Below are 26,905 nucleotides of genomic sequence, written 5' to 3'. Positions count from 1 at the left end.
GTTAGCAGCGGCTATGTGACTAGTAGCCGCCACGGTCTTGATCGTGCCGAAGTACGCCCGTACTGTTTGGGTGCCGTAATCTGTGTCGTTCCCGACCTCGGTAAGGAGCGGCAGATACGGTAGCCCAGTCGATCTCAACATGGAGGGAACATAGGGTGGCCGCGCACGTCGTCCGAGGCGAGCGCAGTCAAGCTGTCCCTAAAAGGGTTCGGCCGTGGCCAGCCGATGAGGTCCTGAACAAGCCAGCCGCCGTAACGGATGAGAAGTTGTTCAGGCAGGCTGTGTTGAGCCCGCTCCGGTATCCCGGTGCAAAACGGCAGCTCGTACCCATTATCGAGTCGTTGGTGCGCGCGAATGTTCCGCCGCCTCGGCTCTTGCTTGAGCCCTTCTGCGGCGGCGCATCGACAGCTTTGCGGTTGCTCGGAACTGGGGCCGTTCAACACGCCGTCCTAGCGGACGCAGACGAGCTCGTCTCTTCGTTTTGGTACACAGCTGCCTTCCACACCAGTTGGCTCATCAACAGGATGATGGAGGAGGAGGTGACGGTCGACCGCTGGGACTGGTGGCGAATGTCGAACCCCCGCGGCGTCAAAGAGCGCGGCCTCAAATGCTTGTTTATGAATAGGACGACCTTCTCGGGCATCCTCCATGGATGGGCTGGTCCGATCGGAGGTCGCGCTCAGTCCTCCCCATACAAGATCGACTGCCGTTTTAACAAGGATGCAATCGCGACGCGGCTCCGAGCCATCGGCGAGCTAGCCGATACTGGCCGGTTACTTGACGTCTGGCACGGGGACTGGACCACAAGTCTCGCACGCCTCAAAAGCGCATTTGGCAAGTTAGTAGACAAGGATGAGATCCTCGTCTACCTTGATCCGCCGTATGTCGAGAAGGCGCCCTCTCTATATGTGTGGTCCTTCGAGGATGATCATCACAAGCAACTTGCCGAGACGTTGGCCACGGAGCTTCCGTTCCGCTGGATCTTGTCCTACGACGACACCGCGACGACGCGTTCACTCTATCCGGCGAACCCTACGCGAACCCTCATCTATGTGAAGAACCGCTACACCGCTGCTGGCCAGCCTGCCGAAAACCAACGCAAACAGGCGCGCGTAGTGCGGGACGAGCTGCTCGTTACCAACTTCCTCGACGTTCCGGACTCCTCGTCCTACCGTGTAGTCGCGGGATCGTCCGTTCGTTAGCGACGCGCCAGGCAACCTGGACGTCTTCCTGACGGCGTGCAAAGTGTCCTACGCGTGCTGCATCATGGTTGCGCTTCATCGAAGCTCCTAAGCCCCGCCCCTCGGAGGTATCGGTTCCGCCATGTCGTCGCTCAGTCTGGGAGAACACGCAGCAGCCGAAGAGTCGCCGCTGTTCCGCCTTGTGCGGCAGTCAGTAAAGATCGGCGGCGTCTTCAACCTGGGTTATCACGAAGCCAGTGTGCTGACCAACGACTCGTGGATGATGCGTGCTCACGGCGTGCCGCAGCACTGCCTGCTCCTGGCGTACCCGAGGGGATTTGACGACCCGAAGGCGTCCGCTGAGATCGCGCCGGCCGACCGCAGCGTCATCCTTCTTCGCGTGATCTGCGAAACATCGCTGCCCAATCAGGCAGACTTGATCCACCTTCGTGCGGCTGACACTGACCGTGCTATCACTAACCACTACCGGCAGAACCAGGACCCAGCACCGCCTACCGACAACCTGACCCAGGCCATGATGCAGCAGGCTGCCTTCCGCTGCCGCGTGCTTGGTACGTTCGTCGAGAACGAGTCAGGTGACCTGGTATTCGGCAAGGATGTGGACGCGGTTTACGCTGCCGCCGGTTACCTTGTGTCCAAGCCCCACGGAGAAAGCCTTCAGATCATTATCGATCATGTCGAGCTTCCTATGGGTGAGCGCCCTGGAGATCAACAAGGGGATGATGCTCCGAACGCTGACATGCCGGACACCGACGCAACTATGGTCATCGGCACGTTGCGGTACTCATCAGCTCGCAGGCGCGAGCGGGTTGCCAAGACCGACGGTCAAGGCACCGAAGTAGACGTGAAGGTTCGCCCTAAGGACTTCGTCGCCCATAAGACCGCAGTCTTCGGCATGACCCGCGCTGGCAAGTCGAACACCATGAAAGTTCTGGCGTCCGCAGTCCATCTATATGCGCACAGAACGGGCACACGGGTCGGACAGCTGATCTTCGACCCTGCCGGTGAATACGCTTACGCCAATCGCCAGGACGGAACAGCGCTCTCGCAGCTCGGCGACAACGTGAGGATCTACCGGCTTGGCGCAACACATCAGGAACGTGCCGCCAACATTCGCCCTTTGTCCCTGAACTTTTTTGACGACAAGCAGATCAACGGGTGTTGGAGCCTGGTCAACTCGTTCCTTGCCGGCGAGAACAAGGTCTATATCAACAACTTCCTGGCCTGCGACCCAACTCGAAGCCCTGACGATGTCGATGACACGGGCGACAAAAAGCGCCTGCTGGCAGTACGGGCGATGTACTTCGCCATCCTTCACAAGGCTGGTCTGCGCCCACCGTCCAAATGGCGCTTCCAGTTACCGGTGAACCAGGGGACGCGTGACCTCCTGAAGGATGTACGGGGTCTCGACGTTAGCGCTCAAGGGCAGTACCTGTATCTCACCGGTGCGCAACTGGAAGAGGCTTGTGTGCGCATCGCCACGGAAGCTTCTCGCGCTGCGAAGTCGGCTGGCCGGGCCCGCGGCGGGCGGAAAGCCAAGACGGATGAAGAGGCAGAGGAAACCAGCGTAGAGGCCGTCAGTCTATGGGTCGCGGACCGAGCCTCCGGCGGCCACGGAGACCCGGCCATCGATGGCATGGTGAACATGCTCTCGCCCACCGGTTCGGCAAGCGGGTGGAAGATCCTCCGATTTCTGAACGAATACCACTCAGGCGATGCGACCACGGACTTTGCTCCGTCGATCTACGCCGACCTCGCTCGGGGGCGACTGGTCATCGTCGACCTCTCGCGCGGGTCAGAGCAGGTATTGCAGGTCTGCGCTGAGCGTGTCATCACAGTGATCCTGGGTAACGCCTCGAAGAGATTTCGCGAAGGAATGTCGCCGCGACCCATGCAGATCTTCCTGGAGGAAGCGCATCGTCTGCTTGACCGGGACAAGTTCGCGAAGACAACCACGGCTAACGATCCGTACGTTCGGCTGGCGCGAGAGGCGGCCAAGTACAAGATCGGGCTAATCTACGCCACTCAGGAAGTATCGACGGTCGACCAGTCGATCCTCTCGAACACTGCCAATTGGGTGTGCGCATATATGAACAATTCTGCTGAGGTCGCCAAGCTAGCAAAATTCTATGACTTCGCAGACTTCACTGATCAAATCCTAACGGCTGACGACCGAGGATTCGTGCGCCTCCGCACAGACTCGTCGCCCTATACCCTCCCCATACAGGTTGCCAAATTCGACCTGTCGATGGTCAATCGCATCCGGCAGGAGTGCGGACTTCCGCCCACCGTGCGGAGTAATGACTTCGCCCCGGATGTGGCAAAGGTCGACTCCTTTGAAGATTGCCCAGATCCCGACGAGATCTACTCGAACAAGTTCCCGCCCCAGACCGAACCGATGTTCGAGCTCGAAGGCTGAACATGTCGTACACTTCTCGTTCGGCACTTGGCGCGATTCGTTATGAAATGGCATCCCGTCTAGGTCACCTTCCAACGTCCGCCAATCCGATCATCGCAGAACGGCTGGCGCGTTATCACAAGCCCGAGGACGCCTTCGACGAGTCTATGATCCTTGAGCGGATTGTTGATGCAGACACACTCGGGCAGGTGCATAGTCCTGAGATCAAGTACGTGGTTTGCGTAGACGGTTCCGGACACGAGGACCAGGAAGCTTATGACAGGTATCCTTCGACCCGCGTGCTTTATATGCAGATAGCCGGCGTGTTCATCGACCTCCGACAGATGCTCGAGCGGACTGGTCCGTTCGTCGACCCAGCCCGGCTAGCAGATGCCACGGAGTCCTCCGTCGTATCCGGATTCCTACCGGGCTCCTTCTTGGAGCACGAAAGTTTTGAAGATCCCGACGAAGCCTTTCGTGCGGAATTCTTCGATCTATTCGCGGACACCGTCATCCAGCAGCGAACGCTCCTCCAACTTCTGCTGGAAACGCAGCGCTATGCTCGACCACACGAGGCGTCCGCCGCCGCGCGCGGCAATTTGCTTCTGACGAAGTGCCCCAACAAGAAGTGTTCACTGAACGAGCCGCCTCGCGGCTATAAGGGTGCCCCGATTCCGGCGCTGTCTATGAGTAAGTGTGCCGAGTGCGGTGCCAATGTATGGCCGACAGACGCCTTGCGCATTTGGGAACAATTCAATTCAGACGACAGCAATAAGCAAGTGTTAAGCCGGACCAGTCAGGTCATCGAACATCTCGTTTTGATTGGCGTTGCGTTGGGCATTGAGGCCATGTCGCCCCGCATGCTCCAACAGACCGCGTTTATCTGTGACGGCGACCTCGCTCTCTTCGGTGAACCAGCACGTTTTCAGCACGGGCTCCGAGGCTGTTGGCAGGAGATCATGCGACGTGCAAGGCTTCGTGGTCATCAGCCGCCCGTCGTGATCGGAGTCGCAAAGAGCGGGTACCCGGTCGAGCACTTCCACGGCATACGACGATTTGTGAAGCGACGCCATCTGATGCGCCTCGATGACGTGTATATGACCAAGAGACTCAGGGTGCGCAGCCTGGCTGAAACCTACTTTGGTCGGAAGTTGTTCTACCACTCGGCGGACGGGCAACTATTGGTCAGCACGGTCGTTCCAGAAACCGAGTTGGCATATGGTTACGGCGAGGCCGATTACAGTGACTTCGTTCGGTTTCCAGCATTGAGTAGAGCGCTAGATGTCCTCGATGGCATCGGCACAAGGCTTTATGATGACGCCCTCATACCTGTGGCGCTGGCACACCATTGGGCGGCGTATCCATTGGCCAACGCAGAGAAGGTGCTGCGAATGCTCACGGAACGCAGTGTTAGCTCTGGCGAGTCGCCCTAGCGCGAATGAGGAGACGCCAGGCAATCGCGTTCGTCGTCTGGCGATTTGACTGTCTCAGAGTGGGTGTAACGTGTCCTCGGGTCGTAAGCAGATTACCGATCAACGCATCGTCGAGCGGGCTGCGGTTAATCGCGTGCGTGAGCTTTTTGAATCACGTGGCCAAGTGTTCCTCGAAGTGAGCCAGAGCAACGACTATGGCAAAGATGCGTACGTCGACATCTCCGATGAGCGGGAAGTAACGGGCCAGGTGATAGCTTTACAGATTAAGGGAGGAAATTCCTACTCGTCATCTAAGGGATGGTTCGTACCATACAGCCCTGCGGACTATGCCTTCTGGACGGAATCGACGCTGCCCGTATTCGGCATAGTCCACGATCCTACTGCTGATGTGCTGTACTGGATTAACCTCACAGAGGAGCTTAGAACTCTTCCCGATAACCAATCTGGGCGGATATACGCGAGCCTCGTCCTGAATGGCGAAAGCTGGCAGTCGTTTCTGTTGGCAGCACGTCGGGCGTCAACGCCATTAGGCTCCGTGTTGGGCTTGTATTCAGATGCACCCGACAAACAAGGCGCGGCGGTATGGGATTGCTTCGCAGTCGGCCAAGTCGACTACAGAGCGCTCGTGATGCTTAGGTACGCCTTAGGTCAGTTGCATCCTGAGGTCCTTCCGGACGCCGCTTACGCGCTTGCCCATTGCGTACAATTCCATCCTGACATATGGCCGAGTCCGACGCGTACTGTCGCGGGTAAAACAAAGGCCGCCGTTGTGAGCCGATTCCGATGGACCGTTACAGACGCAATCCTGCTCTTGAAGTTGGTCGACCGCGAAAACATGTTTCGACGCGGAAGCGTCGGTGAGGACGTCTATTTACTTCTCTCTTCGGGGTGGGGTCCAGATGTGGTCCGCCTGTTCGATGAAGTCTTGCAGGAGGCAATTAGGACTCACGATGAGTTCCTAGCCGTAAAGGCCGTGGCTGTATTGCAATATCAGTTTGGCGATGATGCCTCCGAAGCAGTAACGCAGCTTGCCGATGAGTACCCCCAACTTCAAGCCATGCCCGAGGTGCGGCAGCTGATGTCGGCTGTAACGACGCAGGGCTGGCTTGACATCGCGTAGTGGGCGCGTCAGTGACATATGCGCTGCCCGAATCCGGCCCTGGTGCGGCGGGCATGGGAGCAGGACTGGCTAGGCAGGTCCATGGGCGTGCCCCCGACCTGAGCGTTTGATTGTGGCTTCGGCAACGTCGAGTGCGTTGTAAAGGCATGCGAGCAGCGTCCCGGGTACACCTCCTTGGCCGAGGCCGCATCGGGAGGCGAGGCTGGCGAGATCATCGGCCTGCTGTCTGCTGGCGGCACTGAGGCATCCCGGGTGGCCCAGTAGTTCGCGGGCGGCGTAGCCGTCGTTGACGCCCTGCCTGATCAGGCCAGCGGCAATGGGTTCGCGTGCGGGATGGTTGGCGTCGAGGGCGTCGACGATGGTGAGGCCCAGCCTGGTTTGGAAGACGGCGAGCCCTGGCTGTGCAGGTCCAAGCGCGTGGTAGGCGGTTAGCGCCGCGATAGCCGCCTCGTCTGGACCGTCATTCGGTATATGCATCCACATGGCCGCGGTGACAGCATTTTCCCATGCCTCGCCGGGGCGGGTTGCGCTCAGCACGGCGTGCGCCTCCCGGTGACGGCCCGCTGTGGCGTGGGCGATGACGGCGACCTGTCGGCCGTCGAGCATGCGCACGCCGACGCCGTTATGTTGGGCGAGGCGTTGGCTTGCATCGTCCCAGCGGCCGGCGGTGGCGAGGGCGTGGGCGCCAGTGCCGAGTAGGACGCTCCATAGCCAGGTACATGCGTTGGCGTGGCTGGCGGGTGCTTCGGTGAGGTTTGCGGCCGGGATCAGGATGCCGTCGATCACGGTGTCGGTGCGGGTGGCGATTGCCTGGTAGAGGGTCTCCAACAGAGTCCACGCGGTGGGGCCGTCGCCTGCGCGGATGCGCAGACGTGCGAGGTTGACGATGGGTTCGAGGGCATGTCGGGGCTCGGTGCGGTTGGCCAGCGCGACGGCAGCGAGCCGGTGGCACCAGGTGCGGGCGAGATCGGGTAGGCCGCAGTCGGACGCGAGCAGGGCGGCGAGGTTGAAGACTGCGGTCGCGGAGGCCACGTCGTGTTGCTCTCGGGCGAGACCGGCACGGTGTTCGAGGTCGGCGACGCGCTGGACCAGGGGCGTGCAGGCGGGGCGAGGGCGGGCGATTAGAGGAAAGCGACGGGCGACGTCTGGATTCATGCTTCACCGCCTGTGGTGAGAGGGTCGACGTTGGGGCCGGGGCCGAAGATGAGGATCTTCGCGGCTGCAGCGATGGCTGCTTGGTGCAGGCCGGGGATGCTGCGCCGGTTCCAGGCGAAGATCACGTGATGGGTGAGGATGTCTCGTAGTCCGCGGTGCTGGAGCCGTCCGGCCTGGTTGAGTCGCCGCAGGCTGTCACCAGCGGCGATGTACGCCTCGACCAGGGCCGAACAGGTCGCCATCGTGGCTCCTGGGACGGTGAGGCTGACGATGTCGACCGTGAGGAGCCGCTGCGTGGCGTGCTGCAGAGACGCGACGTGGCCGGGGTCCGGCGGGTCCCTGTGCTCGGCGACACGTGCCCACACATCGCCTTGCTCATACCAGTCCAGCCCTGCCGCCCGCATCATCGCCGCGACCAGCATGATCGACTGCTCGCGCTGGTGCGCCATGCTGCCTGCGAGGAGGTGGCGGCTGTCGTGGTGCCAGAGTTGGTGGGCGATGTCCATGGCGTCGGGGCCGCCGAAGGCGTAGACCTCGGGCTCGTAGATGCCGGCGACGGCGCCGAGAACGATGCCGAGCCGAATGAGCCGTTGCAGCTCGCTGCTGACATGGTCCTCGGCAGGACCGTTGCTGGTGCTGGGCAGGTATCGCAGCCGCCATTCGCCTTTGCGTACGTAGAACCAGGCGGTGATGAGGCTGCGGGCTTCGGCGTCGGCCAGGATCGGCGCGAGGTGGTCGACGGCGGTCTGCTCGGCGGTGTCGGGGTCGGCGAAGGTGATGGTGGTCTGCCGCCATCCGGGTGTGGTCATGGCGTTTCGCCGGTCAGGACAGGGCGAGGAAGGCGTCCCAGCCGGTGGCCGGGTTGCCGGTGGTGGCGGTGTGCAGGGCGAGCGCGGCTCCGGCGGTGCCGTTCATCAGTTCCGGATCGGCTGAGACTTCGCTGGTGAGTTGGGTGGCAAGCTCGGCGGCCAGGCTGGGAAGATGGGCGGCGAGCTGGGCCGATCGGCCCGGGTCGGTACTGTCGGCCGCCATGCGGCAGCCGGATTGCAGCAGCCCGGCTTTGCCATGGCATAGACCGATCTCCGAGAGCCGCTGGCGCTGGGCCTCATCGGCGAGCACCGTGAGCATCGCCTCCTCGGCGCGCTGCTGGCGGGTGGTGTCGCGTTGGGCCTGCCCGGCGAGTTGCTGGGCGCGGGCGGTGCCGGGGGTTCCGTAGCACCAGGACGGCCGGTGGCGTTTGAGGGCGGTGCCGGGTGCTACGTAGCCGGGCCACCAGGTTCCGGCGGGGTCGTCTTGGCGGTAGTGGTCGGTCCAGTCGCATAGGTGGTTGAGCGCGTCGCGGGCGGCGGGCGTGTCATGGCCGTGCAGGATAGCGTAGGCGAGCAGGGCGATGACGGCGCTGATGCCGTGGGCGGTTCCGATGTTGCCGTGGCCGTGGGGGAACTCGTCGTGGGGTACGCCGCCGAGGCCGGAGGGCAGCCACCACGGCGGCCGGTCGGTGTTGTCGCCGAGGGGTTCGGTGAGGCGGGTAAGGTAGGCCACCAGATCGCCGCTGATCGGGTGGTCGGGGTGGGCGTGCAGGTGGTACAGGCCCAGGCCGGTCAGACCGTGCACGAGGTCGAACTCGAACATGGGAAGCGGCTCGCGGCGGTCGATGCGGGCGTGCGCGGCGGCCAACCGTTGCCGGGTGAGGACGCTGGTGGCCTCGTCGAGGCTGTTGGCGGCGCGGCGGTAGCCACCGAGCGGGCTCGCAATGTGGAACATGAACGCCAGTGCGGGGGCTCCGTGGAACGGGTCGGAGTTGCGGCCGATGCTGACCGGCTCGCTGGCCGCGGCGCGTATCCAGGTGTGGGCGGTGGCTTCGTCGCCGAGGCCGGACACGGCGCGCTCGATGTGTAGCAGCGCGATACCGACCGCGCCACCGGCCAACGACTGCGGCCGGGTCCGTCCATCTGGCGACGGGCCGACGATCGAAGGGTCGGCGAGGCGGGTGCAGACGGCGGCGAGCGGGTCCGCGCGGTGGGTAGTGGTGGCGGGGGCGGTCACGGGGTGCTCCTTGTCGTCCAGCTGAGGGCGGCGGCGCGGGCGAGGTGCAGGCAGGCGCGTTCGCTTTCCAGGTCGAGTCCTATGACGCGAACGTGATGCAGGTGCAGCAGGTCGGGCAGCAGGTCGGCCCGGCTGGTGATGCTGACGCCGGGGAGGTCACTACGCCAGGCGGTAATGACCCGGCGGCGTGCTGCCCACCTTTCGGCGATGGCGACACCGCCTGGCTGGGCACGCAACGCGAAGTGGTTGTAGGGGTTGGCCAGGCGCACTGCGTCGTCGTACACGGTTCGTGCGGGCGCGGGCCGGTGGGTGCGGGCGTGGGAGATCAGCCAGCGCATGGCCTCGGCCGGGTCCCCGATGACGGCGTGGACGAGATCGACCATGCTGGCGGCGGTCAACGCCTGCCGATGGATGGCAGGATGGCTCAGGGATGTCGCCAGCTCGGCGAGCGCGGCCTCCGAGTCGACGCCGAACACTGCCGTAGTCACCACGTACGCGCCTGGGCCGCCGAAACGGCCCGGTTCGGGAAAGTCGGTGTCCCACTGGACTCGGCGGGTCAGGTCGTCGGCGTGCAGCTGTCGCGTCCAGCTGTAGACGGCCTCGCGGGGCACGCCGGGTAGGCGCAGCCGCAGGTGCGGTTCGGGGTCGGCGTAGCGCAGGTACCACCAGGGTCCTGCCTCGGGGTAGCGGGACAACAGCCGGGGCAGATGGCTGCTGAGGATGGTGTCCTGTTCGTCGGGCCGGGCGTAGATCTTGAGGTAGTGGTGGTCACCGCCGGGCAGGATGCCGTGGTTGCGACCGTCGACCGTCGTCTGGCTGATGCGGGGGGCTGGTGGCCTTGTGGCGGTGGCGAACAGGGGGATGACGATCTCGTGGGCGTGGCCGCCGATCCACTCGTTGCCGTCGGCGGTGGCGCGGAGCAGTGCGGTGGGTTCGCGGGTCAGGTGGTCGCGTAACAGAGCCCGGTGGGCGGGTTCGCCCAGGTCGAGTCTGATCGTTTGGTCGCCGACGCCGAGCGCGACCAGGCGGGGGCAGCCGGTGGCCTCCTGCCAGTCCCCAAGTGCCGTATCCCAGTCGGGCCAGGGTGCGTGGCGGTTGGGCAGCTCCTCTGCCGCCAGGTGCCAGCGGGCGGGACTCAGCAGTGTGCGGCCATAGCGCAGGGCGGGCAGGAACGGCAGGCCCTTGGCTGCTGGTCCCCACTCCAGCGGAGTGCAGGCGGTGGCCAGCGCCACGGGTGCTTCGGCGAGGAACCGCGCTAGCGGGTGGGCGTGGCGGACCGGTTCGACGGCGTTGACCGCGACCGGCTGCAGCGCGCGCTGACGGGAGATGGAGATCAGATAGAGGCGGTGGACGTCGGCGGTGACGGCGATGTCGTCCAAGGCGATCGTGGCCTGCGACGGGCGGTGGTGCTCGCCGACCGGGATCAGGTGGGGCAGCAGTTGTCCGGCGCGATTGACGTCCAGGCTGATCGTGTATCGAGTCACGGCCGTCAGCTGCGCCAGCAGGGCTCCCTCGCTGGCGGTCGGGCTGGCGACTGCCTCGGCAGCCATACGCTGTTGGGCTGCTTCACCGAACAGGTCGAGGAACCGCCCCGCGGTGGAGAAGGCTTGCCCGGAGGCGCGCACGATCGACAGCTGGAAGTCTCCTCTGTCGATGGCTTGCAGTGACTCGGCGTGGACGCGGACGGTGAGTTCAGCGGTCGGGTACACCTCGGTCGGGGCTGCGCCGGCCACCCGCTCCAGCGAAGCATCGTCGAGGACCACCTCGTGTTCGCCCCGCAGAGCGGCCCGCTGCGCCAAGGCGAGCAGGCGCCGGTCCCGGTCGTGCAGCTCGGTCGCGTCCTCGGCGGGCTCGCCGGTGAAGCCGTCCGGGTAGCCGAGGCCCACCTGCCCATCGACCGCGTCCAGGATCGGGACGAGGGCGCGCAGGCCGTACCGGTTCAGGAACCGGGCGTGCCAGTCGCGCCACCGGCGCGCGGACGGGCGGGCCAGGTGGGTCAGCGCGGCTGCGGCACGACCTGCCTCGGCCGTCACCGCCCTGGGTAGGACGAGGTCGCAGTCCAGCCGTAGGTCGATGCCGACAGCTGGTCCGAGGCGGATCGCGGCGGCGGCCCGGCTGAGGTCCCGGCGGCGCTCGTCGGCGCTCGTCTGGTCGGGGGCGTTGTCGTGCCGTGCCCGTAGATGGCGCAGGGTACGCAGTTGGCTCAGAACGATGTCCGAGCCGGTGGCGAGGGCTTCCAGCTCGTTGACGGCGTGCGTGAGCGGATCGGTCTGGATCGATGGTGGGCGCAGGCTGGTGAGCAGTAGCCGCTGGGCCACCATCTGGCCGATCAGCCGATCGGCCCCTTCGGAGGGGGCTCCGTGTTCGGCCGCGAGCTTGCCGCTGAGGTCGGCCCAGCTGATCGGCTCAGCCGCCAGGCTCAGCGCGGCGCGGATCGAGTCGTTGGCTTTGATGCGCAGATGGGCCGGCGCGCCACGAGGGTCGCTGGTGGCGGCACGGTACTCCAGCACGACCTTGCCCGACCGCTCTACGAGCAGGTTGTTCGCCCGGACGATCAGGTGCGGGCGTAGCAGCGGGTCTGACTCCAGGCCGTCCAGGACACCGGCCAGCCACGCCGCCTGCAGGCGGGCGAAGGGCCGGTGGTCGGCACCCCAACGGAGGGTGGCTGTGCCGTTCGCAGTGGCGGGAGCGACACCGGCGAACAGCCCGAAGGGAGTGGCGCGGCTGGTCGCGCGCAGCAGATAGCGCATGACCCCGAGCACCACCCGCCGGACAGCGGCTGGTGGCAGGTCGCCTTTGACGGCCGCGGTGGTGCGCTCGGCGAGGTCGGGCGAGGCGTGCGCCAGCGCGGCGGCGAACCATGGAATCGACAGGGCTTCCTCGAGCCACGGCCGCCAGGTGCCGGGTCCGTTGCTGGTGGTCAGGTCGGGCCAGCTTGCGAGGTAGCCCGGGTGGAGCACTGACGCGCGCAGCATCAGAGCGTTGTTCACGCTGCGGTACACACCGACCTCCCCAGGTCTGTGATCGTCTTGTTGGTGGATGGGGATGCCCGGCGCTGGAGCGTGTTCCAGGGCCGGGCATCCCGTGACCGAGTGCGATGGCGGCTCGTCGGCTAGATCACCGAGGCCGGGCTAGAGTCCGTGGCCGCCGACGGTCGATGCAGCGGTCAGCAGCTGGTGCAGGCCGACTCGCAGGTGCTGCCGCAGTTGTCCTCGGTCATCTTGATGATGTGCTCGACGGTGCCCCCGGCCTCGATGAACGAGATGTCGAGGTCGAAGTCGTCGAGCGCGCGGCCGTCGACGTCGGTCGGGGCCGGGGCGAGCTGGGTGGTCATGACAACCTCCTTGGTGAGGGTGGATATGGTTCCCCGGTGCTCACCTGGGCGTGGGTCGCCCAGGTGAGCACCGAAGCCTGTTAGGACCAGTCGACGGCCAGGACGCCGTGTCGCTTGGTCGTGTGCCACCCGATGACTCCGCTGGTGTCGGCGGGGTTCGGGTGGTAGGTGATGCGGGCCGCGCCGCGCCGGTAGTAGCGGCCCGCCCAGGCGCGGACCATGTTGAGCAGCTCGGCGCCGACCTGCTCGGCCTGCGGTCCGTGGGCGATGACGCCGGTCTCGAAGCCGCTGACGGCCTCCGGGTTCTCCCGCTTGATCCGGTAGGCGAACGTGTCGCCGCGCACCAGCGCCGGGGTGCCCGTGCGGACCGTGCGGTTGAGCACGCCTTGCTCGATGGCGGCCTGCGCCGCGTGCAGCATCGGCATCTGCGGCCCGGCGGTCAGCAGGTACAGCTCCAGCTCGTCGGGCATGTCGAACGGCGTACCCGACCAGCCCTCCACGGGCTTGGTGTTGAGGGCCTTGCGCAGCGCCGGCACGTCGAAGGTCAGCTCGCTGTTCTGGTCCAGGCGCAGACCGACGTCGGGGGTGACCGCGATGAGCTGCTCGTTGGCGGCGCCGTCGCCCTGCATCGGCACGAACGAGCCGAGCCGGTAGTTGCTGGCGGTCAGCATCGGGCTGTCCAGGGTGCGGTCGAAGGCGATAAGCCGGGTGATCCCGGCGAAGCGCAACGGGACCACGATGCGCCCGTCCGGGGTGAGCTGGTCCAGCCAGGCGGGCGGGATGTCCCATGCCCCGACCGTGACGATGATCCGGTCGTAGGGCGCGTGGTGGGCCACGCCGTGTTCGGCGTCGGCGTGCACGACGTGGACCTGGTCGTAGCCCGCCCGCTGCAGGCCCGCGCGGGCGCGGCCGATGACGTCGGCGTCGATGTCCACCGTCGTGACCGAGCCGGTCGGCCCGACCATCTCCGCGATGAGGGCGGCGTTGTAGCCGCCCGAGCCGATCTCCAGCACGCTCATGCCGGGATGTACGTCGGCCTGTTCGAGCTGGATGGCCTGGATGTGCGAGGCCGAGACGACGCTGGTCTGCCGCCCCTGGGCGTCGATCTTCGGAACGAGCGTGGTGTTGGTCTGGTAGACCTTCTCCAGCGGTTCTCCGGGCGCGAAGTCGTGTCGGGGCACGGTGTTCATCGCCGCGGCGACGCCTTCGGTGGTGATGAGACCTTCGTCGCGCAGTTGCGTCACCATGGCCTGGCGCAAGGCGGCTGCGTCATCGACCTGCAATGTCATCGGATTCCTTCTGCTCGTGGGCGGCCGGAGCCGTGTCCTGTCGCCCGGTGGTTGTGGCGGTCGGGTTGTCGGGCCTGGCCCAGCGGACTGGCTTGGGGAGAGTCAGCTGCTCGTGGGCCAGGTGATCGTGAGGACGCCGTGGGTCTTGCTCATGACCGCAGCGTCGGCGGGGATGGGTGAGGCGTCGCGGCCGTTGGGCCGGTAGGCGAACGTGGGCGTGGTGTGTCGTCCGGATCTGTGCCACGCCTGAACCTGCTCGTTCAGCGCGTCGGCGGCCAGCTGCCCGTCGCGGCCGTAGGCGCGGGCACCGAACTCCGCCCCGCCCGGCGCATCGCGAAGGATCAGGTAGGCCAGCCCGGCTCCGCGTACCGTCGCGAACGGCAGCCACCGCTTCGACGCGGCCACGTCGGTGCCGTCGTCGGCGGACAGGCGGCAGAACCCGCCGAGGAACCACGCGAACCACAAGTGCAGGTCGGCGAAGGAGACTCCGTTGGCGATCGCGACCTGCGACCATGACTCGGTCGCGCCGGCCGCCAGCACTCCGGACAGCTGCCCGAGGTCGCTGGGCGCGCCGGAGTCGAATGAGAGCCTGACCGTGCCGCCCGTCGGGTCGGGCAGCTCGACCAGGTCGTCCGCACGAGCGCCGTCGCCTTGCATCGCGACGAAGCCCGCGACCTCGGTCGCTGTGCTGGCCAGGTGATCGCCGTCGCGGCGGAAGGCGATCACGCGGGTCACGTTGTTCATGACCAGCGGGACGACGAGCATGCCCTCGGGCCGCAGCTGCGTCAGCCAGACCGGGGCGATGTCCCACGCGCCTACCGTCACGATGATCGCGTCGAACGGCCCCTCGTCCGGTACGCCGTGCTGAGCGTCGGCCACGAGCACGTGAACACGGCTGCTGTAGCCCGTGGCGTCCAGGGCGACAGCGGCCCGGTCGATGACCTCCGGGTCGATGTCGATGCTGACGACGCGCCCTTCGGGGCCGACGACCTCGGCGATGTAGGCGGCGTTCAGCCCACCCGAGCCGATCTCCAGCACCGTCATGCCGGGGCGCAGCTGCGCCATCTCCAGCATCACGGCCTGGATGTACGCCGCGGACACCGAGGACAGCGCTCGGCCCTGCCCGTCCCGCTTGATCACCACGGAGTTGTCGTAGCCGTACGCCATCGCGAACTCGGTGTCACCGGGCATGAACCGTTCGCGGGGAACGCGCCGGAAGGCCCGCTCGACCGCCCCGGACAGGATCTTTCCCCGGTCGCGTAGTTCGGCGACCAGCGCATGACGCGCCCCGGCGGCACGGTCGGTGTCGATCATCTCGACCACTCGGCACTCCTTCGCTCACATCGGTTGGACACCGCCTGCACCGAGCCGGTCATCGCGGCGTCGTTGCAGGCTGACTAGCGGGGGCGGTTCGGGGCGGATCAGTCGAACAAGCCCGGCTGATCGACTGGCTCGGCCGGAAGCGGCACGCCGGCCATCAGCCGAAGGCTCTCGAAAGTCGGCGGTCTCTTCGGCCACAGCCGGTAGATCAGCTTCGGCAGCAGGTAGGCGGCGGCGACGCTGTCCCAGTACGCGCGATGCGGTTGGCTGCTTCCGGCGGCGGCGTGCATCGCCTCCCGCAGGCGCAAGCTGTCCACCAGGGTCGACAGCTTGCGGTCGGGGAACGCCATGGTCCGCGCAAGCTGCAGCGTGTCGAGCAGGCCAGCCGGGCGGAGCCCGGGAAGGTGCCCGCTCAGCAGTCGCCAGTCCACCTGCACGTTGTGCCCCAGCACCCATTTCCCGTCGATCAATTCAGCAAGGGTGGGCGCGATGCTGTCGAACGCCGGGGCGGTCGCGAGGACTCCGTCCGTCAGGCCGGGTGCCAGCCATGATCGCGGCGGTATCGGCCGTCCGGGGTTGACCAGCGAGGTGAACGCGCGATCGAGGTCGGGCTGGCCGTTGAGCAGCGGGACTGCGGCGACTTCCAAGATCGCCTCGGCGGCATGGTCCTGTGCGCCGCTGCCCTCCAGGTCGAGGGCGACGATGTCGGCGGCGTGCCACAGCGGGGAACCCACCGGGGCCAGTCTTCCGTACTTCGCGTGTGCCGCCGGTGTCCCGCGCCGCTTGCCGATGCTGTCGGCGTGCCCGATCCGCATCGTCATGCTCCCGTCTGCGACCGGGCGCGGCGGAGAGCGACGATCAGAGCGCGCTCGCCGGGGCCGGTCAGGCTGACGGTCATGGCCCGCTGGTACGGGACCAGGGCGACCACGTTCAGGCTCAACAGGAAGTTGACTGTGTCCCGCACGGCTGTCTCCTTGACGGTGGCGTGCGCGGCAAGTGCCTCGGTCAATGTGCGGACGGTCCAGTGCCTGCCGGGCTGGCTCACCAGCGTCTGGTAGATCCGGCGTCGGGCCGCTGTAGGCAGCTGAAGGACGGCGGCCATCACGGTGCTCCGACCTGTGTGGCGGGGTCGGTGCCGAGCACCGCCATGGCTTGTTTCGCCTCGGGGCAGGGCGCCCACCGGAACCGGGTGCGCTCCGCGCAGCCGGTGCACAGTCCGAGCTCGTCCGGGTAGTGCAGACGAAGGATCACTAGGGCTTGGCCGGCGGTCGGAAGGTCCCCGGAGGCAGCTGGCGATGTCCTCGAGTCGCCTTCTCGTGCCGGCCGGTCGCGCCGCTGGAGATGGCTGATGTGCACCGTCTCGACCATGACGTCAGCCGAACCGGGCGCGGGGTAGATCACCAGGGCGGAACTGCCGGTGGTGTCGGCGATGCCAGCGCCGAGCCAGGTGCCGCCGATGTACGCCCAGACCGGTGCGCCGGGGGCGTACTGGTCGATGCTGTCGATGGTGGCAGGATCGCGGTCGTGCGGCGGTTGGGCGGGCGGGCCGTAGTGCGCTGGCGTACTCGCTCGCCGGTGAATGATCTTGTGGATCAGGTCGAGAAGGGGCCGTGCGAAGGTGGTCGCGGGCCGGGCCGGTGCCGCCGGGGGCGACGTCATGGGCGTGACGTGAGTGGTCATCGTCTTCCTCCAGGGACGTTCAGAGATTGGCGGTACCGGCCCGGCTGAGGTGTTGAGCTAGGCCGCCGTGCTATTGGTCGGGGTCGTACTGTCGCGGCGGTCGAGGGTCAGGTAGAGGGTGTAGTCGTCCAGTACGTAGCCGGGGACGCCTCGCTCCGAGGCCAGCAGGACGCCGGTCTTGCGGTCGAACAGCAGGCAGAACCGGACGCCGCCTTCGGTGACGGCCACGCCGATGGCCTTGCGTCCGGCGCGGTCGTTGACTTCACCGAGCAACGTGATACCGGGCTGGACAGCCACCAGCCGCAGCAGCGCCGTACGCGCGGGCAGGTCGAGGTACGTCTCGCGGTACAGGCCGGTGACCGCGTCGAAGAACACGATGGGCCGGATCGTGAGGCCGCACGCGGGCGGGCACGGGTCGGTCAGCGGCTGGCCACCGTTGTCGTTGTCGATGATCTTCGCCAGCTCGGTCGGGTTGCCCGGCGGGCGCCCGTGCCGCTCGATGAACGACTCCATCTCGGCGGGGTCGCCGGTGTCGCGCTTCGGCTTCACCCCGTCGAAGGTGCCGGGCACCCCGATGCGCGCCATGTCGAACGATGCTGCTGGCTGGCCCGGTAGGCGCTGCTGCGAGCGGATCAGGCCGCCGTCATCGGTGCGCCAGTCTTCGCGGCGGAATCCGATGATCTCGGCGTCGGCCCGCGACCACTCCTCAACCTGGAGGTAGTAGTACCGCCCGTGCGTGGCGTCGCTGGGTGCGGCGACCAGGAGATCAGCCACGGCGATCAGCGGCCCGGAGGCGTCGGCTGGTGGCGTCGGTGAGGCGGCTTCCGGCATCACGGTGAGCGCGACGCTGGCTGGCGTTGGCGTCAGTGAGGCGAGTCCGCTCGGCGTGAGCGCCACGGCCCCGGCCGATGCCGCCACCAGGACGGCGACGGCCACAGCGGCAGGGACGAGCCACCGGCGTCGGGTGGGGCGTTCAGGTGCGTCGGTCATGACTGGACGTCGTCCTCTCGCGGCGATGGCTCGGTGACCTGCGGTTCGCGCCACATCGGCCATAGGGGCGGGCCGTCATCGGGCAGGTAGAAGGGGTTCCTCGCCGTGTAGGCGTGGCGCAGGTACAGGTCGCGGTTGCGGGGCATGCTGGCTTCCAGGTACGCCGGGATGCCTTCGGCGTCGAGGTGGGCGTGGTGGTGGGCCAGCAGCGCCGACCCGATGCCGCGTGACTGCTCGCTGGGCAGGACGCCCAGGAACAGCAGGTGGTGGTGGAACACCTCGTGCGGGTGCTGCTTGTCGAAGGTCTCGTCCAGCACGCGGAACTGCTCGACCCACCATCCGGTGGCCTCGGCGAGCTGCTCGTCATAGTTGTCCGGGCCAGCGGTTGCGTGGTCGCGAGGAAGCCAGATGGCCACGCCGCTGAGGTCCGTGGTTACGTCCACGAGGCCGTGCGTCAGGCCGTGCTGAACGAAGATGTCGAAGTAGCGCAGGTAGACGCGGCGGCGTACGTCGATATCCGGGATGAGCCAGTCGCCGACCGGGGAGATCAGGAACGCGTCGGCGAGCAGCCCGGTCAGACGTTGCGCGTCGGCAGGCTCGGCGCGGCGGATGGTGAGGTTGCGCGTACCGGTCATGACCGCCTCGCCTCGGCCAGAGGCGCGGCCGGCGCGAACGGGTTTGCCGAGCTGGCTTTCACTCCCATGCCGATCGCCTCGTACACGGCCGGGCTCCACGCCTTGAGCAGCCCGGCCCAGACCAGGCCCGCGAGGGCGGCGACCGCGAACGAGGCCGGGAACAGCCAGCGCAGCGGCGAGTCGGGCGTGACGCCGAGGAGCACGTCGAACTGGTCGATGGTGAGGTAGAGGACCCAGCCCAGGGCGATGGTCGCCAGGACGGGGGCGACGATCCTGCGCCATGCGTTCTCGCCGAGCCGGTCGCGGCCGAAGAACCCGATCACGGCGGCCGAGGTCAGGGTCATCAGGATCAGGACGCCGAGCCCGCCCGACACCGTGACCCAGAAGAACAGGTGCACGATCGGGTCCGCGCCCGCGATGGCGTAGCCGATCAGCACCGCCAGCGCCAGGAGACTCTGGGTGGCCGAGCCCCACCACGGTGCGCCGGTTCTGCGGCTGGTCCGGCCCAGGAAGCTCGGCAGGACCTTCTCGCGGCCCAGGCTGTACAGGTACCGGCCGACCGTGTGGTGGAAGCTCAGCAGCGCGGCGAACAGGGAGGTCACGAACAGCATGTGGCCCAGGTCGACGAAGAACTGCCCGAGGTGCGGCTGCACCAGCTTGAAGATCAGCTCCGTGCTGTACTGCTGGGCGTCCGGCACGATCTTGTCCGGTCCGGAGGCGACCGTCAGCGCCCACGCCGAACCTGCGTAGAGCAGGCCGGTGATGGCGACCGCGATGTAGGTCGCGCGGGCCACCGTGCGCCGGGGGTCGCGGGTCTCTTCGGAGAAGACCGTGGTGGCCTCGAAACCGACGAAGCCGGTCACCGCGGTCACCAAGGCCGCGCCGATGCCCGGGGCGATGAGGTAGCTGGGCGACAGGGTGGAGAAGCTGACGTTGCCCCCGGCCGGATGCCAGACCATGACGATCGCGAACAGGCCCGCGACGACGACCTCGGCTGCGAGCATGACGGCCAGGACGTGTCCGTTGAGGTCGATGCGCAGGACTCCCAGGACGGCCACGACCGCCCAGCCGATGAGCGCGCACAGCCACCAGGCGATCGAGATGCCGAACCGGTCGTGCAGCCACCCGGACAGCACCGCACCGAAGCCGCCGTACAAGCCGATCTGCATCGCGTTGTACGCCAGCACGGCGACGAACGCCGCGCCGACGCCTGCCGGTTTGCCCAGGCCCCGGCTGACGTAGCTGTAGAAACTTCCGGCGTTGACGACGTGGCGCGACATCGCGACGTAGCCGACCGCGAACAGGGCCAGGATGACCGCGACGGCCAGGTACGCCACCGGGATGCCCTTGCTGCCCGTGATCGCGAATCCGCTGGTCGCACCTCCGGCGGTCACCGTCAGCGGCGCGGCGGCGGCCATCACGAACACCACGACAGCGGGGGTGCCCAGTCGGCTGCGGGCCAGGGCGTTGGCCACGTTGCTCGCCGTGGCCGGGGTTCTAGCGAAGGGCATGGGGAACTCCTGAATCGTGGGGGTGGGTTACTTGTGGCGGTGCGCGAGCACCGCCTCCCCGATGACCTCGTGCGTGTACCGCAGCAGGCAGGTCATCGGTGGCCAGAGGTTCGCAACCTGGCTATGCAGGAACTCGAACGTCTTCAAGGGGGCGTCCATCAGCAGCCAGCGCTCCAGGCCCGTCGCGACGGTCAGCCCGGCGAGCGCGAGTTCGTGGTAGGCCAGCGGTTCGTGGCGTCGCAGCAGCTGCGACAGCACCGCCCACGGGCGCGCGGCCTCGTTGCGGTCCACCGGTATGTAGAGCAGCCCGGTCTGGCGGCCCAGCTTGCGGACCGGAGTCATCTCGACGTGGCCACCCCGCAGGAGCCTTTCGGCGATCTGGGTGACGGCGTCCTTGCTGAAGAAGGTCAACCACGTGCTGACGCTGTGCCGGCGCCCTTCCTCTTTGACGAGGTGGTCGAGGACGACATGCATCAGCGAGTCCTCGGGCGGCTGCCGATTCTTGATCAGCACGCCGGTGTCGTCGACCTCGATGTGGCGCGTGCTGATCAGCTCGGCGAGCAGCGCGGCAGCGCAGCCGACATTGAGGGCTTTGGCATGTAGGCGGGGCCTGCCGGTCCCGTCGTCGTGGGCAAGCCGGAAGAAGTCATCGCCGAGCATCATCGGACCGGCCTCCCTCGGTGGCGATCATGGACATCTGACCCAGCCCGCCGCCCCGCTATGCATAGCTACGACGGCGGGCGGGCGCTAGGAGCGGCGGCGAGAAGCCGGTATGGTCAAGCCGCACGCATCACGTGCGCGCCCTACCGCCGGTCCTTCTGCGCCTCCGCAGGGCCGTGACCCGACCGGGCTGGACGCTCGGCGGTGACCCAGGGATCGATACATCGCTTGTGGTAGGTCCACCTTCACGGACAGTCCACATAGACGGGAATCCCGAACTACCACCCGGTCTGATACTCGTTCTGATACCCGGATGGCCTCTGACCAGGTCCTCGATACGGACCGTCACGACGCATCGGGCTTGATCACCAAAATCCGGGGTTACGCTGACCGCGCCGCCGGACAGCGATAGCCGAGCGGCGATGGCTTGTACCCGGAGGTGCGTCGTGATCAGCCCGCTCGTGCGCCGCCGAAGGCTCGCCGCCGAGCTGATCCGGCTACGCGACGAACGCGGATACTCATCCGCTCGCGTCGCCACCGAGATAGGCGTCTCGCGTCAGCGCATCTCGGAGCTCGAAAACGGCCGCGTCGTTCCCAACCTCGAACTGGTCGCGAAGGTCCTTCGACTGTTCATGGTGGGCGAGCACCGGGCAGAGCAGCTCATGACGATCGCCCGCGACGCTCAGGAACGCGGATGGTGGGCCACCTTCGCGGCCGAAATGGGAACCCGCCAAGCGCTCTACGCCGACCTCGAAGCTGGCGCGAGCGAGATCCACGAGTACCAGATGGTGTACCTACCGGGCCTGCTCCAAATACAGCCGTACACCGAGGCGCGCATTCTGACGGACCGCCCGGACGGGGCGACCTACAGCCTCGCCCGAGCACTCGAAGCCCGCGCCGGCCGCCAACTCGTGCTGGAGCGACCCGATGGCCCCACCTACGAGGTCATCATTGACGAACTTGCGGTACGCCGGTACGCAGCCCCCGCACCGGTGATCGCCCAACAGCTCGACCACCTGGTGATGGTCGGACACGAGCGCCCGACCATCACCATCAGGGTCCTGCCGCTCGCTGTCGAGATCCGTCAACACGCCGTACCGCGATCGGCGTTCTTCACCTACCGGTACCCGGACCCGCAAGACCCTGTGGTAGCCGCCGTGGACACGGTGACCGATGACCTCGTACTGACCGACGAGACGGACGTCAACCGCTACCTCGACCTGTACGCCCGGTTGCAGGAGGCAGCCATGTCGCCCGGCGACAGCCTCGACTACCTCGCCGCAACGGCCGAGGAGATCAGGAGAACGATTCACAATGGATGAACGGCAGTTCGGTCCCTGGCGCAAGTCCACCCGCAGCGGTGGCGCCGACAACTGCGTCGAAGTCGCTACCAGCACTGATCGGCAGATCGGTGTCCGCGACTCGAAGAACCCCGACGGCGGCATCCTGGTCTTCACTCCAGGTGAATGGTCGGCGTTCGTGGAAGGGGTACGGGACGGCGAATTCGACCTGTAAGCCACCGTTGGCCGCCAGGCCCGCACATGGGTCTGGCGGCCCGTCGTCAACTCGACATCCGCCAACGCTGACGCATCCATCGACGGCACGCAGGTACGGGCGTTGATCCCGTGCTTGAACCGGCTGAGGTGCGCTGGGACCATATAGGCACATCAGTTCAGGGGCCATGTCGGACGCCGGGCGCAAGGACAATAATCGATCTTGGGGGCCAGTAGTGGGAAGGGAGATCGTTCCCAACACCCGCCTAACGGCGGCACGCAAGTCGCTGCTGTCCCCATCTGGCTCAGGACGTCCGATGTCGCGCCAGGAGTTGGCCGACGCCTGCAACGCCGAGCTTGCGAAGACGCGCGTCAAGGTCGGAAGCGGACCGCGATGGGCGGGCTTGACTGAGAAGACCATCGGCGCAATGGAACGAGGCGAAATCCGCTGGCCGAACAAGGACTACCGCCAGGTGTTGTGCGCGGTCCTCAAGGCAGACGAACGCACCCTGGGTTTATATATCGACCGACCAGTCGACGCGGGCGCGGACACGTTCTTCTCCGCCTCAAGCCCCGATCTGGAGCACGACGTGCGGCGTAGAGAATTCCTGCCCATTGCCGCCGCCACAGTCGGCGCATCACTGCTGACCGAACTTGCTGGCGTGCTGCTCGGCAACCTCGTAGAGCCTCAGTCTGCCCACCCGCCGTCTGCGGAGCGTCTCCTGCGCCAGGCGAGCAAGGCGAAGCGGTTGTACCAAGCATGTGACTACACCCAACTCGCAGCCTTTCTGGCGCCCCTACTCTCCGACTTGGCAACAGCCCAGCAGGAGGTAGACAAGAGTCAGCTGGCGAAGATTCATGAGATTGGCGCGGCCACCTATCACGTAGTGGCGAGCCTTCTACTGAAACACGGCGAGCACCCGCTCGCGCTCCTGGCGGCCGAACGCAGCGCCCAAAGCGCACGTGCCAGCAGCAACCCCATTACCATCGCTGCAAGCGCGCGGATAATGGCCCACTCGCTGGCCAGCAACGGCCACACTAGCCACGCCGTCAGCGTCGCCCAGCAAGCTGCCCAGCAGCTCGACAGCGATGACGGCCTAACCTCACCGGACGCTACGTCTGTCTACGGAGCCCTCGTTCTGCGGGCCGCGGTCGCCGCAGCGCGACTCAACGATCGTGAAACCGCCTCAACCCTTCTCGACGAAGGCCAGCGAGCCGCCCGGCGTCTCGGCGACGACGGCAATCACCAATGGACCGGCTTCGGTCCTCAGAACGTCCTCCTGCACCGGGTAAACATCGCTCTCACGCTCGGCGACGCCGGCACGGCGATCGCCATCGCTCGCAAGGTGAGTCTCGACCGCGTTCCGCTCACCGAACGAAAAGTCTCACTTCACCTGGACGTCGCCCAGGCATACACGCAATGGGGACGGCATCCGCAGGCCCTCTCCGCGTTGCGGGCCGCGTACAGCTTGGCCCCCCAAGAGGTCCGCACCCGCCCCGCAGCTCGGCGAGTCGTGAGCGATCTGGCGACACTCTCGCGTGGTTCGGACCGATCCGATGCGATGCGGTTCGCCACGGCAGCGGGGCTCGCGCTATGACCAGCCACCATCTGCTCTTGGTCCCTTGCGGCGCTGCACCTGCTGCCGACATCGGCGTGCTCATCAGCATCGCACAGGGGGCGGGCTGGTCTGCCTCAGTAACGGCGACGCCCAGCGCCGTTCCGTTCCTAGACGTCAGCAAGGTCGAGGAACTGACCGGCGCCGCGCCGAGGAGTGGCTTCGAACAGGCCGCCGATCCCGGCAAGACGCGGACGGTGCGTAAGGCAGACGCGATCATCATTGCTCCGGCTACGTACAACACGGTGAACAAGCTGGCTGCCGGAGTCGCTGACAACTATGCCTTGACGGTCGTCGCCGAACTTGTGGGCTTGGGCCTGCCGACCGTCCTCGTCCCATTCGTCAACACGGCTCTGGCGCGACGCGCGCCGTACCGAAATGCGCTACGAGCGCTCGAGGCTGAGGGCGTTTACGTTCTCGGCGCAAACGATCAATGGGAGCCACACGAACCAGGGACAGGCAGCAAGCGCCAGCAGCAGTTCCCGTGGCAACTGGCATTCGACGTCGCAGCAACACACGCCAACGGCACTGAGGTACGGAACCCATGACCGACTCCACGGCGACGCCGAACGACCAGCTGAGATCCGCCCGCAAGGCAACGCTCTCACCTTCGGGGTCACGACGCCCGATGTCGCGCCAGGAACTGGCTGACGCCTGCAACGCCGAACTCGAAAGACGATACGAAGCACAGGGACGACGGCCCCGTTGGGCCGGCATGACCGAGAAGACCATCGGTACGCTCGAACGGGGCGAGATTCGATGGCCTAACGAGGACTACCGTCGCGCGCTGTGCGCGGTCCTCAAGTCGGATGAACCGTCGCTCGGTCTATACATCGACCGGTCAGCCTCCGCCCCCAAGGCGGATCAACAAACGCTTGGCGAGGAGCCGGATTCCTCGCAACGCCAAGGCGTTGGGCCTCTCGCCGGACGCCCCGATGAATACGATCGGGGCTTCCCGTTCGGACAGGATGAGCTTGAGTGGTCCATCGACCAATCCGCCGATCAGGCGTTGATCTTCGCGTCAGCGGCTGCGGCGGGCTTGGATGCGCAGTCCACGGATGACCTGTTCAGCAGAGCGTCGGACATTGCACAGGAGTACGCGAGCCAGGACCGATGGCGGACGTTTAACCGCGCCAGAAACCTCCGGGATGTCGCGTTCGAGCAGGCCACCCGCACGAAGCGTCCAGACAACCTGGCCGACCTATACCTGCTTTCGGCTCTGAACGGCCTGTTGATGGCCTCCGCAGCGTTTGACCTCGGTCGTCCAAGCGGTGCGCTGCGCCTTGCCCAGGGCGCCCGGACACTCGCTGGCCTTTCAGGGCATACCGAAGCCGAGGCTTGGTCTTTCGGCCTCGTTGCCACGTTGTTCAATTGGCAGAATCGCCCGAAGCAGGCCCTTGTTGAGATCGAAAGGGCGCGTCGGCTGACCTCCAGCAAGAAGGAACTATTTCGCATTTTGCACATCAAAGCGCGTTCGTGTGCTCTTCTGGGCGACCGCGGTGGGACCGAGGCCGCGCTGGACGAGGCGCAACGCTGTCTAGCGGGCGCAGACTTCGGCAGCTTGCTGCACGACCAGATCGCAGGCGAGTTCGGCTTTGACTCCGCGAGAGCTTCGGCATGTGCTGGCGCCGCCTGGCTGCACCTCGAAGACGGTGCCGCGGCGCGCCCTCATCTCGAAGCCGCGATTGCCGGGTATGAGGCCCTCCCGCAGGTGTTGCGGCCATGGGCACCGCTCACGGGTGCCCAGGTCGATCTAGCGACCGCCTGTGTAATGTCGCGCGACCTGGAGGCTGCGGAAGCGGCCTTTGAGCCAGTGTTCGGGTTGGAGAACGGGCGGCGCATCTCGACGATCACCGGACGTGTTGATTCGACTGTCAGGCAACTGCGCACGGGTTACACGACCGATCGCCATGCCCGTCAACTCGGATCGCGGATCGAGAGTTGGTCGATGGAGTTTGATCAACGCTCGATTGGCGCTCAGTGGTAATCGACTGAGGCGAGGATCTCGGCTTCATGCTGCCGTGTGAGGCCGATCTCCGCTGATCGCTCGTTCAGCAACGTGGGCGCGGTCTGCATCCACGCCCACGTTGCCGCGACGGTTTCGGCGAGAGGTCGACTTCGCAGGCCGACTGCAAAGGCTGCGCTGGCATCCACGCACCAAACTCCGGGATGAGTCCGCCATAGAGGTAATTCAGACCATTGACGGACGCCTCGACGGAGAAGAACGTCGTCGGGGAACCAGACGAACTCCGCATCCGAGGCGGTGGCGCGCTTACAAGCGTCCAGGAGGTCCGCGAAGGTGTCCCGATTCGTCGGTCCGGCTACGTTGAACATGCCCATGCGGTCGTCGGCGAGCGTGTTCAGAACGAACTCGGCGGTGTCGCGTACGTCAACGGGTTGGATCGTGCGGTCGGGCGCTCCCGGTGCGACGACTCGGCCGCCCGCCGCCACGCGGCGCAACCACCAGGGGAGCCGTCCCACGTATTCGTGCGGCCCCAGTACCACCCCAGGACGAATGATCAGGGTTCGGTCACGGCCGAACGAGGCAAGGACGGCACGCTCGCAGCCTGCCTTGAGGCGGCCGTAGCGGGTTGGACCATCCTCGACATCGGGTGGACCGAAGTCCTCATCCGCGTCCGGTGGGCAGTCGAGCACTGGCGAAGCTTCGCTCAAGGGTTCCGCCGGCCAACCCTCGTACACGCTTACGGTGGAGATCAAGGCGTAGCGTCGGCTCACCGTAGCCAGGGATCGCGAGAGGGCAAGAACCTGCTTCGGTACGTAGGCCGCCATGTCAATGACCGCATCCCAGGGTCCGGCTTCGACGGCACGGTGCAGGTCGGAGGGCTCCAGGCGATTCCCGCGCAGCACTCTCACGCCGGGGACATCCTCGCCGGACTGGCCACGATTGAACGTTGTAACCGACCAGCCACGCCCGAGCGCCGCTTCAACCACGGCGCGGCCCAGGAAGAGGGTGCCGCCCAGAACTAGCAACCGCATGATCGGTATCTTCGCCGCCGCAGGCG

The 26,905-nt window shown here is 66.3% G+C and carries 24 protein-coding genes; 9 read left to right on the top strand and 15 right to left on the bottom strand.

Annotation, left to right across the window (positions count from 1 at the left end; translation table 11 throughout):
* Nucleotides 1–155 precede the first annotated feature (155 nt).
* The 4 genes from HDA40_RS18650 to HDA40_RS18635 all read left to right on the top strand — a co-directional run bounded on the left by HDA40_RS18650 (nucleotide 156) and on the right by HDA40_RS18635 (nucleotide 6,153).
* Nucleotides 156–1,202 carry a DNA adenine methylase gene (locus tag HDA40_RS18650; RefSeq protein WP_253757600.1) on the top strand — a complete coding sequence of 349 codons (1,047 nt, stop codon included), beginning with the start codon at nucleotides 156–158 and terminating at the stop codon, nucleotides 1,200–1,202.
* A gap of 121 nt (nucleotides 1,203–1,323) precedes the next feature.
* On the top strand, nucleotides 1,324–3,621 hold the full coding sequence (locus tag HDA40_RS18645) for an ATP-binding protein (RefSeq protein WP_253757598.1): 2,298 nt from the start codon (nucleotides 1,324–1,326) through the stop codon (nucleotides 3,619–3,621).
* Between the two features lie 2 nt (nucleotides 3,622–3,623).
* Nucleotides 3,624–5,033 (top strand): hypothetical protein, encoded by a 1,410-nt coding sequence (locus HDA40_RS18640; RefSeq protein ID WP_253757596.1) that lies wholly within the window; start codon nucleotides 3,624–3,626, stop codon nucleotides 5,031–5,033.
* A gap of 70 nt (nucleotides 5,034–5,103) precedes the next feature.
* On the top strand, nucleotides 5,104–6,153 hold the full coding sequence (locus tag HDA40_RS18635; RefSeq protein ID WP_253757594.1) for a DUF4365 domain-containing protein: 1,050 nt from the start codon (nucleotides 5,104–5,106) through the stop codon (nucleotides 6,151–6,153).
* A 69-nt stretch (nucleotides 6,154–6,222) separates the two neighbouring features.
* On the opposite strand, the gene HDA40_RS18630 is transcribed toward HDA40_RS18635, so the two are convergent.
* The 14 genes from HDA40_RS18630 to HDA40_RS18565 all read right to left on the bottom strand — a co-directional run bounded on the left by HDA40_RS18630 (nucleotide 6,223) and on the right by HDA40_RS18565 (nucleotide 20,776).
* Entirely contained in the window at nucleotides 6,223–7,308 is a 1,086-nt protein-coding gene (locus HDA40_RS18630) for a hypothetical protein (RefSeq protein ID WP_253757592.1), read from the bottom strand.
* Entirely contained in the window at nucleotides 7,305–8,117 is an 813-nt protein-coding gene (locus HDA40_RS18625; protein ID WP_253757590.1) for a thiopeptide-type bacteriocin biosynthesis protein, read from the bottom strand. Before HDA40_RS18625 ends, HDA40_RS18630 begins: the two co-directional genes overlap by 4 nt.
* A 13-nt stretch (nucleotides 8,118–8,130) precedes the next feature.
* Entirely contained in the window at nucleotides 8,131–9,354 is a 1,224-nt protein-coding gene (locus HDA40_RS18620) for a lanthionine synthetase C family protein (RefSeq protein ID WP_253757588.1), read from the bottom strand.
* Nucleotides 9,351–12,356, bottom strand: a complete 3,006-nt coding sequence (locus HDA40_RS18615; protein ID WP_253757586.1) for a lantibiotic dehydratase — start codon at nucleotides 12,354–12,356, stop codon at nucleotides 9,351–9,353. Before HDA40_RS18615 ends, HDA40_RS18620 begins: the two co-directional genes overlap by 4 nt.
* 164 nt (nucleotides 12,357–12,520) lie before the next feature.
* A complete protein-coding gene (locus HDA40_RS18610) occupies nucleotides 12,521–12,688 on the bottom strand; it encodes an FxLD family lanthipeptide (protein ID WP_253757584.1) in 168 nt (55 codons plus the stop codon).
* 80 nt (nucleotides 12,689–12,768) lie between these two features.
* Nucleotides 12,769–13,977: a methyltransferase, FxLD system gene (gene fxlM, locus HDA40_RS18605; protein ID WP_253757582.1), complete on the bottom strand. Its 1,209-nt coding sequence runs from the start codon at nucleotides 13,975–13,977 to the stop codon at nucleotides 12,769–12,771.
* Between the two features lie 102 nt (nucleotides 13,978–14,079).
* On the bottom strand, nucleotides 14,080–15,291 hold the full coding sequence (gene fxlM / locus HDA40_RS18600; protein ID WP_253763676.1) for a methyltransferase, FxLD system: 1,212 nt from the start codon (nucleotides 15,289–15,291) through the stop codon (nucleotides 14,080–14,082).
* 107 nt (nucleotides 15,292–15,398) lie between these two features.
* Nucleotides 15,399–16,118 carry a 3'-5' exonuclease gene (locus tag HDA40_RS18595; protein WP_253757580.1) on the bottom strand — a complete coding sequence of 240 codons (720 nt, stop codon included), beginning with the start codon at nucleotides 16,116–16,118 and terminating at the stop codon, nucleotides 15,399–15,401.
* Nucleotides 16,115–16,399 carry a hypothetical protein gene (locus HDA40_RS18590; RefSeq protein WP_253757578.1) on the bottom strand — a complete coding sequence of 95 codons (285 nt, stop codon included), beginning with the start codon at nucleotides 16,397–16,399 and terminating at the stop codon, nucleotides 16,115–16,117. The genes HDA40_RS18595 and HDA40_RS18590 overlap by 4 nt, the downstream gene beginning before the upstream one ends.
* Nucleotides 16,399–16,977 carry a hypothetical protein gene (locus HDA40_RS18585; RefSeq protein WP_253757576.1) on the bottom strand — a complete coding sequence of 193 codons (579 nt, stop codon included), beginning with the start codon at nucleotides 16,975–16,977 and terminating at the stop codon, nucleotides 16,399–16,401. The genes HDA40_RS18590 and HDA40_RS18585 overlap by 1 nt, the downstream gene beginning before the upstream one ends.
* Nucleotides 16,978–17,034: 57 nt before the next feature.
* Nucleotides 17,035–17,967, bottom strand: coding sequence for a hypothetical protein (locus HDA40_RS18580; RefSeq protein ID WP_253757573.1), 933 nt, complete (start codon nucleotides 17,965–17,967; stop codon nucleotides 17,035–17,037).
* Nucleotides 17,964–18,602: a GNAT family N-acetyltransferase gene (locus tag HDA40_RS18575; RefSeq protein WP_253757571.1), complete on the bottom strand. Its 639-nt coding sequence runs from the start codon at nucleotides 18,600–18,602 to the stop codon at nucleotides 17,964–17,966. The genes HDA40_RS18580 and HDA40_RS18575 overlap by 4 nt, the downstream gene beginning before the upstream one ends.
* Complete coding sequence (locus HDA40_RS18570) at nucleotides 18,599–20,113, bottom strand: APC family permease (protein WP_253757569.1); 1,515 nt, start codon at nucleotides 20,111–20,113, stop codon at nucleotides 18,599–18,601. The genes HDA40_RS18575 and HDA40_RS18570 overlap by 4 nt, the downstream gene beginning before the upstream one ends.
* A 27-nt stretch (nucleotides 20,114–20,140) precedes the next feature.
* Nucleotides 20,141–20,776 (bottom strand): GOLPH3/VPS74 family protein, encoded by a 636-nt coding sequence (locus HDA40_RS18565; protein WP_253757567.1) that lies wholly within the window; start codon nucleotides 20,774–20,776, stop codon nucleotides 20,141–20,143.
* A 443-nt stretch (nucleotides 20,777–21,219) separates the two neighbouring features.
* Between HDA40_RS18565 and HDA40_RS18560 the strand changes: the two genes are divergently transcribed.
* The 5 genes from HDA40_RS18560 (at nucleotide 21,220) to HDA40_RS18540 (ending at nucleotide 25,869) form a co-directional block, all read left to right on the top strand.
* Nucleotides 21,220–22,095: a helix-turn-helix domain-containing protein gene (locus tag HDA40_RS18560; RefSeq protein WP_253757565.1), complete on the top strand. Its 876-nt coding sequence runs from the start codon at nucleotides 21,220–21,222 to the stop codon at nucleotides 22,093–22,095.
* On the top strand, nucleotides 22,088–22,288 hold the full coding sequence (locus HDA40_RS18555) for a DUF397 domain-containing protein (protein ID WP_253757563.1): 201 nt from the start codon (nucleotides 22,088–22,090) through the stop codon (nucleotides 22,286–22,288). Before HDA40_RS18560 ends, HDA40_RS18555 begins: the two co-directional genes overlap by 8 nt.
* A gap of 295 nt (nucleotides 22,289–22,583) precedes the next feature.
* The gene (locus HDA40_RS18550; protein ID WP_253757561.1) at nucleotides 22,584–23,864 is read left to right on the top strand and encodes a hypothetical protein; all 1,281 of its coding nucleotides are present in this window, start codon (nucleotides 22,584–22,586) and stop codon (nucleotides 23,862–23,864) included.
* Nucleotides 23,861–24,430 carry a flavoprotein gene (locus HDA40_RS18545; RefSeq protein WP_253757559.1) on the top strand — a complete coding sequence of 190 codons (570 nt, stop codon included), beginning with the start codon at nucleotides 23,861–23,863 and terminating at the stop codon, nucleotides 24,428–24,430. The genes HDA40_RS18550 and HDA40_RS18545 overlap by 4 nt, the downstream gene beginning before the upstream one ends.
* Complete coding sequence (locus HDA40_RS18540) at nucleotides 24,427–25,869, top strand: NsdA family TPR-like regulatory protein (RefSeq protein ID WP_253757557.1); 1,443 nt, start codon at nucleotides 24,427–24,429, stop codon at nucleotides 25,867–25,869. Before HDA40_RS18545 ends, HDA40_RS18540 begins: the two co-directional genes overlap by 4 nt.
* On the opposite strand, the gene HDA40_RS18535 is transcribed toward HDA40_RS18540, so the two are convergent.
* Nucleotides 25,860–26,879: an NAD-dependent epimerase/dehydratase family protein gene (locus HDA40_RS18535; RefSeq protein WP_253757555.1), complete on the bottom strand. Its 1,020-nt coding sequence runs from the start codon at nucleotides 26,877–26,879 to the stop codon at nucleotides 25,860–25,862. The genes HDA40_RS18540 and HDA40_RS18535 overlap by 10 nt on opposite strands.
* Nucleotides 26,880–26,905: the final 26 nt, after the last annotated feature.

Origin of the sequence: Hamadaea flava, from assembly GCF_024172085.1 — a bacterium.
Lineage (GTDB): Bacteria > Actinomycetota > Actinomycetes > Mycobacteriales > Micromonosporaceae > Hamadaea > Hamadaea flava.
The sequence above is the reverse complement of the archived record's forward strand: the minus strand, read 5'-3'. Positions and strand labels throughout refer to the sequence as shown.